Source organism: Bacteroides sp. PHL 2737, assembly GCF_004115325.2.
GTDB lineage: Bacteria > Bacteroidota > Bacteroidia > Bacteroidales > Bacteroidaceae > Bacteroides > Bacteroides hominis.
The window spans coordinates 919351-932607 of the sequence record NZ_CP040630.1 but is presented as its reverse complement, the minus strand read 5'-3'; the positions used below and the strand labels follow the sequence as shown (position 1 = coordinate 932607).

The following is a 13257-nucleotide window of genomic DNA, read 5'->3' as shown; positions in this document are numbered from 1 at the left end:
TACTAAATTAAGTTTCTTGTTTTTTCAATCAGTTCTATAAATTCCTTTTCTTTCACCGGAAGTACAGAAGCATATTTTCCATTTCCATATTCTATCAATAAATAGTTTGTCACTGCAAAATTTCCGAATTTCATAGAATGGACTTTGCGGACTGAAGTAATTTCTGCTATGGGAATAGTTTTCTTACGGATAAACCGCCCATAGTTAAGTATCAGCAAACCGTCAGTAGTAACGGTATAAACTGTATGTATGATCTGTTCGATGATAACAATCAGAAACAACATCATCAAAGTAGCCAATATAATATTCTTACACCATAAGAAACCAAAAGCATTAATGCCCAATACAACCAGCAGAAAATACTGGTACCAGACAATGCGAGCATGAAAAATACGGTTCATTTTGTCAGATTTTTGGCGGAAAGTTAGTAAAATTATGAATTAATGGCAACGAAAAGCACAACGAAAAAACTTATTTTGTAGCTTTGCGGTGATAAACACTAAAACTTATGGTTAAAAAGTTCGATTTCCTCGTAATCGGTTCCGGTATCGCCGGAATGAGTTTTGCCCTAAAAGTGGCACATAAAGGAAAAGTTGCCCTTGTTTGCAAAAGTGGGCTGGAAGAAGCAAACACTTATTTTGCCCAAGGAGGAGTGGCCTCAGTGACCAATCTGCTGGTAGACAATTTCGAGAAACATATTGAAGACACAATGATTGCTGGTGACTGGATCAGCGACCGTACTGCTGTAGAGAAAGTCGTGCGTGAGGCTCCTGCGCAAATACAAGAACTGATCAGCTGGGGTGTAAACTTCGACAAAAATGAAAAAGGGGAGTTCGATCTACACCGGGAAGGCGGTCATTCGGAATTTCGTATTTTACACCATAAAGATAATACTGGCGCTGAAATTCAAGACAGTTTGATTCAAGCTGTACAACAACATCCCAATATTACGGTAATTGAAAATCATTTTGCCATAGAAATCCTGACACAACACCATTTAGGAGTAACTGTCACCCGCCAGACACCGGACATAAAATGCTACGGAGCTTATATACTCGATCCCCGAACAGGTAAAGTGGATACATATCTGGCCAAAGTGACACTAATGGCAACAGGTGGAGTGGGAGCTGTTTACCAGACCACTACTAATCCGCTTGTAGCGACCGGAGACGGTATCGCCATGGTATACCGGGCTAAAGGAACCGTAAAAGACATGGAGTTCGTACAATTCCATCCGACAGCTCTTTACCATCCGGGCGACCGTCCTTCTTTCCTTATTACGGAAGCAATGCGTGGATATGGCGGTGTGCTCCGCACAATGGACGGAAAAGAATTCATGCAAAAATATGATCCACGTTTATCTTTGGCACCCCGTGATATCGTGGCACGTGCCATTGACAATGAAATGAAAAATCGTGGGGACGACCATGTTTATCTGGACGTAACACACAAAGATCCTGAAGAAACCAAAAAACATTTTCCTAACATATACGAAAAATGCCTCAGCTTAGGAATCGACATTACCAAAGAATATATTCCCGTGGCACCATCCGCACACTACCTGTGTGGAGGTATTAAGGTAGACTTGAACGCCCAATCCTCTATTGAACGTTTGTACGCTGCCGGCGAATGTTCGTGTACAGGTTTACATGGAGGCAACCGGTTAGCCTCAAACTCGTTGATAGAAGCAGTGGTTTACGCAGATGCTGCCGCCAAACATTGTTTATCGGTGATTGACCAATATTCTTATAACGAAGAGATTCCGGAATGGAATGATGAAGGTACCCGCTCACCGGAAGAAATGGTACTTATTACTCAAAGTATGAAAGAAGTAAATCAAATTATGAGCACTTATGTTGGTATTGTCCGTAGCGATCTCCGGTTGAAACGCGCTTGGGACCGCCTGGATATCCTATACGAAGAGACCGAAAGCCTGTTCAAACGCAGCGTGGCATCTAAAGAAATATGTGAACTGCGCAATATGATTAATGTAGGTTATCTGATTATGCGCATGGCTATGGAACGTAAAGAAAGCCGTGGTCTGCACTACACGGTTGACTATCCACACGCCGGTAAATAAAGAAACAGTATTATTAATGCATAGAAAAAAGGTGGGGCCATAATTAAACAGCTCCACCTTTCTCCAAAATACAGTCTGATTCTATTAATAATTTTCTTTCTTAATTTCGAAATATGCTTGTGGGTGCAGACATGCAGGACATACCTCAGGAGCTTCCTTACCTGCTTCGATATAACCACAGTTACGGCACTGCCATATAACTTCTCCTTCTTTGGCAAATACAGATGCAACTTCAATGTTCTTCACGAAAGCAAGGTATCTTTCTTCATGACCTTTTTCCGCAATAGAGATATTACGATACATAGCGGCAATCATCGGGAAACCTTCCTGCTCTGCAACATCTGCAAAATGAGGATAATCCATAGACCATTCTTCGTGTTCGCCTGCTGCGGCAGCCTGCAGATTCTGAAGAGTGTTGCCGATAACACCAGCAGGATAACTTGCAGTGATTTCAACCATACCCCCTTCAAGGAACTTAAACATACGTTTTGCATGTTCTTTTTCCTGATCGGCAGTCTCTGTAAAGATAGCTGCAATCTGTTCGTAACCTTCTTTTTTAGCCACGCTTGCAAAATAAGTGTAACGCATTCTTGCCTGTGATTCACCTGCAAATGATGTCAGCAAATTCTTTTCTGTCTGAGTGCCTTTAATACTTTTAGTCATAATCTGATATATTTTAGATTGGTAATTACGTTTGTCGGTTACTTGCCTTTATTAACAACGCAAATATAAGGATTTAGTTCACAAAACCCGGAATTTTATTCATTAATAATATCTATTGCAATATAGACAAAACTGATCAAAAATAAATAAGATGTTCAAAAACATCTTATTACCATTTATTTTATGTAATTTTGCAACCTCGACTTTGCAAAACAAGGATTATAACGACATTTATCACATTATATATAAGTAAAGAAAAAAATGAAAGTGTTTGATTTCAAACCAAGGTTATTCTCAGCCTTGAAGAACTACTCTAAAGAAACGTTTATGGCCGATTTGATGGCAGGTATCATTGTAGGTATCGTAGCCTTGCCTCTGGCCATCGCATTTGGTATCGCATCAGGCGTATCACCCGAAAAGGGAATTATCACGGCTATTATTGCGGGGTTCATCATCTCGCTGCTCGGAGGAAGCAAAGTACAGATCGGAGGACCTACCGGAGCATTCATTGTCATCATTTATGGCATCATCCAGCAATACGGAGAAGCAGGATTGATTGTAGCTACCCTGATGGCCGGCATACTCCTTATCTTATTGGGAGTTTTTAAATTGGGCGCAATTATTAAATTTATTCCTTACCCGATTATTGTAGGTTTTACCAGCGGTATAGCCGTCACCATTTTCACAACACAGATTGCTGATATTTTCGGATTAAACTTTGGTGGAGAGAAAGTACCGGGAGACTTTATCGGGAAATGGATGATTTATTTCCGCCATTTCGATACAATCAATTGGTGGAACACTATTGTGAGTATTGCCAGTATCATCATTATTGCCATTACCCCCCGGTTCTCAAAGAAAATTCCGGGTTCCCTTATTGCCATCATTGTAGTAACGGCAGTAGTATATTTATTGAAAACATACGCCGGTATTGACACCATCGATACCATTGGCGACCGTTTTACAATCAAATCCGAATTACCTGACGCGACCATGCCTGCACTCAATTGGGAGGCCATCAAGGACTTGTTTCCGGTAGCTATTACCATTGCCGTTTTGGGAGCAATCGAATCGTTATTGTCAGCAACCGTAGCCGATGGTGTAACGGGCGATAAGCACGATTCAAACACCGAACTGATTGCCCAGGGAACAGCCAACCTTATCACACCGTTATTTGGTGGTATTCCTGCTACCGGAGCCATCGCCCGTACAATGACAAACATCAATAATGGCGGTAAAACACCGGTAGCCGGTATAATCCATGCTGTAGTTTTATTGCTGATCCTCCTTTTCCTGATGCCTTTGGCACAGTACATCCCAATGGCATGTCTGGCAGGAGTATTGGTTATCGTATCTTATAACATGAGCGAATGGCGCACTTTCAAGGCATTACTGAAAAATCCCAAATCGGATGTAACAGTACTGCTTATCACTTTTTTCCTCACCATCATCTTCGACTTGACTATCGCCATCGAAGTAGGCCTGGTGATTGCATGCATCTTGTTCATGCGCCGTGTAATGGAAACTACCGAAATATCTGTCATCAAAGACGAAATAGATCCGAATGACGAACTGGACATCGCGGTGTGCGAAGAACATCTGATAATACCTGCCGGAGTGGAGGTATATGAGATTAATGGTCCGTACTTTTTCGGCATCGCAACCAAATTTGAAGAGACAATGGCACAACTGGGCGACCGTCCCAAAGTACGTGTCATACGTATGCGTAAAGTTCCATTTATCGATTCAACCGGTATTCATAACCTGACCAGTCTCTGCAAAATGTCTCAAAAAGAAAAGATCACCATTGTGCTCTCGGGAGTAAATGAAAAAGTGCACAACACGCTCGAGAAATCCGGCTTCTATGAATTACTGGGAAAACAAAACATCTGTCCGAACATTAATGTAGCATTGGACAGAGCCAAAGAAATTATGAATTTATAATCTGATACTATCTGCACACAACAGGCGGGTGGAAGTGGACGGAGGTCGCTTTCATCCGCTTTCCTTATTTTTAATAATCACCAATTCTATGGATTTTGTGTTGCATTATACCTTTTTATAGGTATTGTAGACTCTTTCATGTACACATACCTTTGCGGCTCGCTAAATTTTAATATTAATTTAATGCCGTTAAATGTATGAAGCAAATGTATAGTGCCCTGCTTGTATTAGTTTTACTAATATCCCCATCGTTACTTTTTGCCACAGAATCAGAGTCCGCCGATAGAGTACCCACCATCCGTGGAGTAGTCTACGATGAAACAGATACACCATTGGCTTCGGCCACTGTCCAAATAGAAGGAACCACCATCGGAACAACAACCAATAGTGAAGGCCGTTTTATTTTGCGCAATCTGGCTCATAAGGTTTACAAGATAAATATCAGTTTTGTGGGATATGTCACTCAGACGCGTACTGTTGATCTCACTTCAAGAAGTGTAGCACAACTCTCTTTTACACTTTTACCGGACGAGAATTTGCTATCGACTGTAGAAGTATTCGGAGAACGATATAAACAACCGAAAAAACTGGATGCCATCACCCGCATGCCATTACGCCCCAGTGAACAGATACAGAGTATTTCTGTAATCTCAGAAAAATCGATTGCCGAACAGGGAGCACTCACCGTAATCGATGTTACAAAAAATGTACCCGGAGTTACTCTTTTCGGATCGTATGGCGGAGTAAGAGAAAGTATGTCCATCCGCGGATACCGGGGAGTACCTATTTTAAAGAATGGAGTCCGGATAGATTCCGATTTCCGTACCGGATCTGCTTTATCCGAAATGCAGGGAGTAGAAAGTGTACAGGTTATCAAGGGTTCTGCAGCCGTCACACAAGGTATCGGAAACGATCTCGGAAGTGCAGGCGGAGTAATCAACGTAGTAACCAAAACACCCAAGTTCACCAATGAAGGAGAAATATCTTTGCGGGCAGGCAGCTGGGGATTGTTCCGTCCCACATTCGACGTACAGTCCGTTCTGGATAAAAATCAGACGATCGCTTTCCGTATGAACGGTGCCTTCGAACGTTCGGATAATTATCGCCCGGTCATCCATTCCAATCGCGTATATATCAACCCTTCATTAGAATGGCGTCCGGACGACAAAACAAGCATTACCATAGAAATGGATTATCTGAATGATAACCGTACTCCTTATACCAGTTCAGTCAATCTATCGAAAGATACGGAAGAGAATCTCTACGACATGCCACACAACAAATTCCTGGGATTCAAAAACGATAATGTAAACAACAAGACGCTGACTTATGCCGCACGCATCACCCGCCAGCTGACAGATAATATCAGTGTGCGGGCAGCATACTTCGGCTCTTCATATAAAGTGGATAATACAAGTACTTCCGTAAAAACCGTGGTCAATAAAGAATATAACATGCGTAGAAGAACGATTTCACGTTCATTACGCGATGACCGCAACTCAACTTTCCAGCTTGACTTTATCGGCAGAGACATTTTCACCGGTCCTGTTAAACATACATTCCAATTGGGATTCGACTACAAAAACACCGATCTGTCGATCACCAATTATACCCCTGTCAATATAGACACTATCAACGTACTTGCCCCGAGCATCTCGAATGTGCTACCTGTCGCGGTTAAATTTGTTCCCGAGACTCCGGTAGAATCCAATTCTTCAAGTTATGGAATAATGGCACAGGAGGTAATGACTTTTAATAAGTATATAAAAGCTATTCTGGGACTGAGGTACAGTTATATCAGCAGCCAGGACGATACAAGTGCAGGTCCCACTACCGGAGATGCCTGGAATCCAATGTTGGGCATCATGTTGACTCCTATAAAGAACATTAATTTGTTCGGTTCATATACAACCACTACCAGCCTCCTTCATGCGGCCAGACGAATGGAGAACGGAGACGAAATAGGTCCGTCGAATACCCGCCAATTTGAGGTAGGCATCAAGTCTGACTGGCTGAATAACCGCCTGCGCTTTAATCTGACATATTTCGATATCCTTACTAAAAACCTCTCTTATAGTACTTATCATCCGGGAACTACACAACCTACCGGTTATTTTGATAAAGCGGGAAGCCTGAAAAGAAAAGGTATCGAAACCGAATTAAGCGGAAGTATACTTGAAAACCTCCAAGTAATGATGGGTTACGCTTATCTGGATGCAAAATACGAAAACAGCCCGGCCTTTAAAAATGGTTCAGCCCCGATGAATACCCCTAAACATACTGCTAACGGATGGATTCAATACCGATTTGACAAAGGAGTATTAAAAAGACTATCAGCCGGTATAGGAGTCTATTTCGTAGGTAAACGTCCTGTGAATGATTTTGCAATCAAACCGGACGGACACGGTTCCATGACCAACGAAAAGCCTTTTGACATGCCCGGTTATACTACAATAAACGCCCAGTTGGCCTATAGTATCCACAAGTTTACTGCCCGTGTATACCTGAACAATTTGTTCGACGCATTAGGATATAATTCTTACTATCGTGGAGGATACATCAACCAGATCGATCCACGTAATTTCTCAGCAATAATCTCTTACCGTTTTTAAATGAAGATAAAAAGATATTGCCGTTATATTCATCTTTGGCTCTCCCTTCCGGCAGGGATTCTGATCAGTATTATTTGCTTTACAGGTGCCATCCTCGTATTCAAAGAGGAACTCCTGGCAATGATGGGATATGAATCTATCCGCGAAAGTCCGTTAATGATAGTGATGAAGCTGCATCGGTGGCTTATGGATGATACCCGGACGACAGGCAAAATGATAGTAGGCATCTCCACTCTTTTTTTCATCTTTATATTGATCAGCGGGCTTACAGTTTACTGGCCACGCAAATGGAAAAAAAGCCGACTGACAATAGAACACCAAAGAGGAAAACGGAGATTCATGTTCGATCTACACTCCGTACTGGGATTCTATGGAGCACTTATCTTGCTGGTATGTGCACTGACCGGATTAATGTGGTCCTTTCAATGGTACAGAGATGTAGTAAGTTTTATCTTTGATGTGGAAGTAAAACGGGGGGCTCCCGTCTGGAAAGTAGTACGTGCCTTACATTTCGGAACCTATGCAGGAATGTTTTCAAAAATCATCACCTTTATTGCTGCTTTGATAGGAACTTCATTACCTATCACAGGATATTGGATGTATTTGAAAAGAAAAAATCTGGTTTAACTTCCTTCCTTCAATAAAGGAAAGGTACTTTTCCGGATAAGAAAATATAAGAGGATGTATCGAAACTCACCACAGAGGACACAGAGTAACTTTAGAGTAAATCTAAAGTAATATTCTTAGTCTATGATAATCTGTGTAATCTATGATGAAAGAGTTTTGATACAACTCCTCTTACTTACTTTACTCAAGTATTTAATCTTTCCCGGACTGATCGGGATACAGCGATTTATAATAATTGATACGTTCTGTCCATGGCCTGTATTCAAATGGAAATACGTGTTGCTTCTCTGCCCATTCATCCCATTTTTTCTCCAGTGTTTTTACTTTTTCCGGATAATTGGCAGACAAATCGTTTTGCTCAAACGGATCCTGCAATAAATGGAACAACTCCCAGGGTTGCTTACCATTGGCCCTGACTAACTTCCAGTCCCCGGATATGATTCCACAAGATGTCTGATGTTCGAAAAACAAATCTCTTTTCGGTAGCTTCTTTCCTTTTAATGCCGGAAAAATGGTTCTACCTTCCGGAGCATTAATCGAATGATTCCTAAACTCCCGGGGATATTTCACAGAAGCTATATCCAGACAAGTGGGAAAAAGATCGATAATGTGAGTGAATTCATGACAAACCACTCCTTTCTTCCCATCAGGTTGCCCGCCTCCATACATTACAATCAAAGGTGAACTGGTACCTCCCTGAAAACACCATTGTTTGTAACTGCGGAAAGGAGTATTGCTCAAATCAGCCCGCAGCTGTGTGATCAGATCACCTTCATTGGTGGCTCCATTATCACTTAAGAATAAAAATACGGTATTATCAAATATACCTTTTTCTTTAGTGGTCTTTATTACTTCTCCAATACCATCATCCATAATTTCAATCATAGCGGCATAAGTAGCCATCTCCGTAATCCAACGTTCCTGTTGCTGCGGAGTAAGACTATCCCAGGCCGGCCGTTTTCCTCTGAATTCCCTCTCAAATACCGGCAGCTGTTTTTCGGAATCCGTTAAACCATTTTTCCGGATGCGCTCGAAACGCTGTTTACGCAACACATCATATCCCACTTTATATCTTTCACGGCAAGCGTCCACTCTTTCTTTAGGAGCCTGCAAAGGTAAATGAGGGGCATAGTGGGCCAAATACATAAACATAGGCTCATCAACCGGATGCTGACGGATAAAACTAACGGCAGAGTCGGTAATGGCTGTGGTATAATAATAGTCTTCTGAAAACTCTGCAATATGCTGTAACCCGGAATATACGGGTTTCGGAGTATAATAACTTCCACCTCCAGAAAGACAACCATAGTATTTTTCGAATCCCCGCTCAACCGGATAGCTTCCATTCGGCTTGGAGAATGCACCGTCAACGGTAACATGCCATTTACCACTCATATAAGTATGATATCCGTTTTCCCGAAACACTTCTGCGATAGTAGGATATTGCTCTGATATTTGACCTCTATATCCGGGACGATGTTCATCTACAGCAGTCATCCAACCCATACCTACTTCATGTTGGTATCTGCCTGTCAACAAAGCAGCTCTGCTGGGACAACTGCGCCCTGTGTTCTTAAACTGGCTGAAACGTATTCCGTTTTCCGCCAAGAAATCAATATTGGGCGTATGCACTTCTCCCCCATAACACGATAAATCAGAAAATCCCATATCATCACACAAAATCAGAATAATATTGGGTTTCGTTTTATCCGGATTTGTTTTATGGTTTGTCGCTTGGGCTCCCCAAGCATTCTGCATACCCGTGGTAAACAGCAGGGAACATATCAGATAATTGTTTTTCATAGGTTCAAATGATTTAAAATTTACTCTTTTATCCACACTCCTGTAATCTCTGCCACATAGACATGATGCAGACCTCCATGGGTAGTATACCACTGTTCATAGACAGACGGATCCAGAAAATTTTCTTTCTTCAGCACATCTGTGTACATTTTCCGACATTCCATATTAAGTCTTCCCTGTTCAAACAGAATATTACCTTTATCCGTAATAATTGGCTTTAATCCGGTTTCTTTTATCTTATCTACTTCACGTCCCGACTTAGAACCGCATATTTTATGTATGGCCTTATTCTCCTGTCCTAAAAAAGAAAGAGTAAAATAATCGTTATTTTGTATAAAATCGAACGTATATCTTTCCGGACGAATAAAAACATAAACCACTGGTTTATTCCACAAAAAACCAATACCTCCCCAATTGGCGGTCATGGTATTAAACGCATCTTTATTACCGGCAGTTACCAGCATCCATTCTTTACTGATGGACTCAAAGAAATTATCAGTAAGTTCGTTGATATCAATTGATTTCATCCTATTAAAATCTGTTTATAAATGACATATTAAGAATAATTCTCAATAAGAAGCAGATGCCGAAAGCCCCTCTTTCGTGAGAAGGGTCACAATACGATCCAACTCTTCATGAGTAGCTTTTTGCAAGTCCTGATCGGGAGTTTCCCGATCGATCGTATAAATCATCACCTGTCTCGGGGCGATATCCTTCACGACTTTCAGCCAGGGAAGTACATACTTGTCAGAAGTATTATCCACATCTTTCCCCTTATATTTTCCTTTCATAAACATAGTCTGCACGATACAATTGCCTTTAAAAGCTTTTAAAAGTCCGACTGTTCCATTCAGATCGTATCGTCCGTTCGGACGATCTACAGTCCGAATATACTCTTCATCCACCGTGTCCAACTTCAAAATATTATTATCCACCCTATTCAATGCATCGAATACAGCCGGACGGTTGATAAAAGTAGCATTACTGAGCACACTCACCTTTGCATCCGGAAAGTAAGCATCACGCAAAGCAAGTGTATCCTTGATAATCTCCGGAAAGTGAGGATGAGCAGTCGGCTCACCGTTTCCGGCGAAAGTCAGTACATCGGGAGCAGGTCCGTTACTTTTCATTTCTTTCAATTTATCTTCCAGAGCCATACGGACTTCTTCGCGGGTCGGTAATGAAGATTTAGGACGATGTTCGCCATTGTAACCACATTCACAATAAATGCAATCGAAAGAACATACTTTTCCGTCGGAAGGAAGTAAATTTATTCCAAGTGAGACCCCTAAGCGACGTGAATGAACCGGTCCGAATATGGGAGAAGGAAAAATAATAGTCATACTTAATTCTGTTTAATCGTTCAATCTTAGAAACTGTTTTGAATTTCTACAAAATTACTAAAACTTTAGACGCAGCTGCATTTGTATATCCATTTTTTTATTTCCCCTGATCAGGTCGTTGCCGGAACCTATTTCATCACGATCAAAATATGTGGTTTGTCCGAGCTTGGCAATTGCTGTCCAATGCTTGTTCATATCATAGCGAAAATGAATAGCCAGTCGAATACCTTCTCCCTGAAAAGATGGAGTATAAAAAGAATACAGCAACCCTTTCTCGTAGATATAAATACGTGAATCATAATCGTCTGTATGAAAATAACTACCTTGCAATTCTGTTGTCAGAGGCAACCGGGAAAGTTTCCATCCGGCCTTTTGCGTCAGTTGATAACCTTTCCCCGCCGTTTTCCCGGATGAATGAAAATGGTTATAATCTACCGTTGTCCGGAAAGATAACGAAGAACAGGGTAAATAGTTCAAACGATAACGCAGCCGGTGATGATAGGTAGACAGAATCACCTTTCCCTTCGTACCGGTCACATCACGCTCTTTCTGTTTATAACGGTAATTCACATACATATCAACTGTTTTTGACGGAACGTAATCTGCCTGAAAGAACAGATCCACTCCTTTCGAAGCCTTACTTATCCGGTACCTCCACCAGGGAAAAGAAAACAGATCGGCAGAAATGAAAAACGTCCAGCGATTGAAAGGATTTACAGAAGCAGCTAAATACCATCCGTTTTCATTCTGAACACTACTTCCTTCACTAAATGAATGAGCAAACATAGCCCAATAATCATGTGAATAATAACGGTGAACCAACATCAACCGTATATCTTGTAAAGGAGAATAAAGTACCTGATTCATAAAAGCCATGCCACTGATCCCCAAAGCTGCTTCTCCTTGTATAGAAAAACGATGAAAACGATATTTATAATCCATACCCAGATTATAAAAAGAACGACCATGCAGATTGTATTTTGAATAGCCTTTAAGTTCCGGTTCATAAGACCTGTTAAAACAGTAGTAAACACCGGTTATACCCAGTTGATAACTATTCCCGGTATAGCTGATATTTCCTCCGCCCATCTGCATAACCAATTGATTCATTTTATCAGCTTCCTTTTTGCTTCGGTGTAAACCTGTTTTATAAATCGAGGTAATTTCACCGTCTTTTATCACTCCATCCAACGAACGATGTGAATAAAACATAGAAAGTGTCCATTGTTTCCATTTTAAAGCTATGGCACTCCCACGGAAATAATTATATTCATCGGTAGAAGCATGTCTGCGTATCCCTGTATTTCTGAAAGTGAAAGACGAAGAATAAGCTGTTTTTCCAAACATAGAACCTTGTCCGAGTACCAGTCCCTGACCGAAATTCAACCGATAGTTTCCTACAATTCCCGTTTTCAGTATTCCTATATCATGAAGGAGTAGATAGAAAGAGTAATAATCGTATCCCTGCTTATTATGTAAAGCTCCGAAAGGTTCGCCGCTATCTTTCTCGGCAACTATGCCTGCATAAACCTTTTCCCGATAGTGAAATCCGTATTTCACCGAGTTATAAACAGCAGGACCCAGGTAATTTTTCTCGTATCCCTTACGCCTATACAAAGGCACATCCATACGAGTCACCACTTCATGTTTTCCATATTTTAAAATCTGCTTTAACGTAACAGACTCTTTCTTATCAACAGGCTCTACACAAACAAAAGGAACCAGATATCGGATAGTTTGTCGATCCATCCCCTCTACAAATTGAAGTTCATAGATAGTCTGCATCGATCCGTGAATATAAATGTACGCAAGCAGATTCTCAATCTGAATGTTGCTGAGAAAAGGAAAACGTTGAAGTTGATCTTTAGTGACAGAGTTTATATTAACAGGGTTGTTAACAAGATCGGTTAATTCCTCCAATTCATTCTCCCAATTGCGCGTATCCCCTTCTTCATCGGCTATTGACAGGTTTTCCATTATGTCCTCCCAAGGATAATCCGAATTATTCTGAGCATGGCAAGTAGAAGTTATCAACGCTATATTAACAAGTAGAAATACACAGAATATAGATATATATCTATTCATTTCATGTGTGATTATTGTGTTTTAAATAGCAAACGAGTTGTCGAAGATAATTTAAATAGGTTAATGCTGCAAGGAAAATCATAAATATAAATTTATTCCC

10 protein-coding genes are annotated in these 13257 nt (G+C 41.0%); 4 read left to right on the top strand and 6 right to left on the bottom strand.

From position 1 onward, the window contains the following. Positions 1-2: 2 nt before the first annotated feature. Entirely contained in the window at positions 3-401 is a 399-nt protein-coding gene (locus DBK98_RS03845; RefSeq protein ID WP_032531545.1) for a PH domain-containing protein, read from the bottom strand. A gap of 107 nt (positions 402-508) precedes the next feature. Here DBK98_RS03845 and nadB point away from each other — a divergent pair, with 107 nt between their 5' ends. After that, complete coding sequence (nadB, locus tag DBK98_RS03840) at positions 509-2080, top strand: L-aspartate oxidase (protein ID WP_005782820.1); 1572 nt, start codon at positions 509-511, stop codon at positions 2078-2080. Positions 2081-2164: 84 nt separating this feature from the next. Here the strand turns inward: nadB and rbr are convergent, their stop codons facing one another. After that, positions 2165-2743 (bottom strand): rubrerythrin, encoded by a 579-nt coding sequence (gene rbr, locus DBK98_RS03835; protein WP_005782823.1) that lies wholly within the window; start codon positions 2741-2743, stop codon positions 2165-2167. A 261-nt stretch (positions 2744-3004) separates the two neighbouring features. Here rbr and DBK98_RS03830 point away from each other — a divergent pair, with 261 nt between their 5' ends. The 3 genes from DBK98_RS03830 (at position 3005) to DBK98_RS03820 (ending at position 7926) form a co-directional block, all read left to right on the top strand. Beyond that, entirely contained in the window at positions 3005-4687 is a 1683-nt protein-coding gene (locus DBK98_RS03830; RefSeq protein ID WP_005812459.1) for a SulP family inorganic anion transporter, read from the top strand. A 197-nt stretch (positions 4688-4884) separates the two neighbouring features. Continuing rightward, positions 4885-7299, top strand: coding sequence for a TonB-dependent receptor (locus tag DBK98_RS03825; protein ID WP_032535578.1), 2415 nt, complete (start codon positions 4885-4887; stop codon positions 7297-7299). Continuing rightward, entirely contained in the window at positions 7300-7926 is a 627-nt protein-coding gene (locus DBK98_RS03820) for a PepSY domain-containing protein (protein WP_005782830.1), read from the top strand. It begins immediately after the preceding gene. A gap of 192 nt (positions 7927-8118) precedes the next feature. Here the strand turns inward: DBK98_RS03820 and DBK98_RS03815 are convergent, their stop codons facing one another. From DBK98_RS03815 to DBK98_RS03800, 4 genes are read right to left on the bottom strand one after another with little or no spacing between them, the layout of a single operon-like run. Next, on the bottom strand, positions 8119-9729 hold the full coding sequence (locus DBK98_RS03815) for an arylsulfatase (RefSeq protein WP_032535577.1): 1611 nt from the start codon (positions 9727-9729) through the stop codon (positions 8119-8121). A gap of 20 nt (positions 9730-9749) precedes the next feature. Next, positions 9750-10256: a flavin reductase family protein gene (locus tag DBK98_RS03810; RefSeq protein ID WP_005782834.1), complete on the bottom strand. Its 507-nt coding sequence runs from the start codon at positions 10254-10256 to the stop codon at positions 9750-9752. 42 nt (positions 10257-10298) lie between these two features. Beyond that, positions 10299-11072, bottom strand: coding sequence for a radical SAM protein (locus tag DBK98_RS03805; RefSeq protein WP_032535576.1), 774 nt, complete (start codon positions 11070-11072; stop codon positions 10299-10301). A gap of 57 nt (positions 11073-11129) precedes the next feature. Beyond that, on the bottom strand, positions 11130-13157 hold the full coding sequence (locus DBK98_RS03800; protein ID WP_032535574.1) for a helix-hairpin-helix domain-containing protein: 2028 nt from the start codon (positions 13155-13157) through the stop codon (positions 11130-11132). Between the last annotated feature and the right edge of the window lie 100 nt (positions 13158-13257).

Excerpts from the sequence above, each read along its gene's own strand:
- DBK98_RS03845 (WP_032531545.1), bottom strand. The coding sequence starts at position 401 with ATGAACCGTATTTTTCATGCTCGCATTGTCTGGTACCAGTATTTTCTG.
- nadB (WP_005782820.1), top strand. The coding sequence starts at position 509 with ATGGTTAAAAAGTTCGATTTCCTCGTAATCGGTTCCGGTATCGCCGGA.
- rbr (WP_005782823.1), bottom strand. The coding sequence starts at position 2,743 with ATGACTAAAAGTATTAAAGGCACTCAGACAGAAAAGAATTTGCTGACA.
- DBK98_RS03830 (WP_005812459.1), top strand. The coding sequence starts at position 3,005 with ATGAAAGTGTTTGATTTCAAACCAAGGTTATTCTCAGCCTTGAAGAAC.
- DBK98_RS03825 (WP_032535578.1), top strand. The coding sequence starts at position 4,885 with ATGAAGCAAATGTATAGTGCCCTGCTTGTATTAGTTTTACTAATATCC.
- DBK98_RS03820 (WP_005782830.1), top strand. The coding sequence starts at position 7,300 with ATGAAGATAAAAAGATATTGCCGTTATATTCATCTTTGGCTCTCCCTT.
- DBK98_RS03815 (WP_032535577.1), bottom strand. The coding sequence starts at position 9,729 with ATGAAAAACAATTATCTGATATGTTCCCTGCTGTTTACCACGGGTATG.
- DBK98_RS03810 (WP_005782834.1), bottom strand. The coding sequence starts at position 10,256 with ATGAAATCAATTGATATCAACGAACTTACTGATAATTTCTTTGAGTCC.
- DBK98_RS03805 (WP_032535576.1), bottom strand. The coding sequence starts at position 11,072 with ATGACTATTATTTTTCCTTCTCCCATATTCGGACCGGTTCATTCACGT.
- DBK98_RS03800 (WP_032535574.1), bottom strand. The coding sequence starts at position 13,157 with ATGAATAGATATATATCTATATTCTGTGTATTTCTACTTGTTAATATA.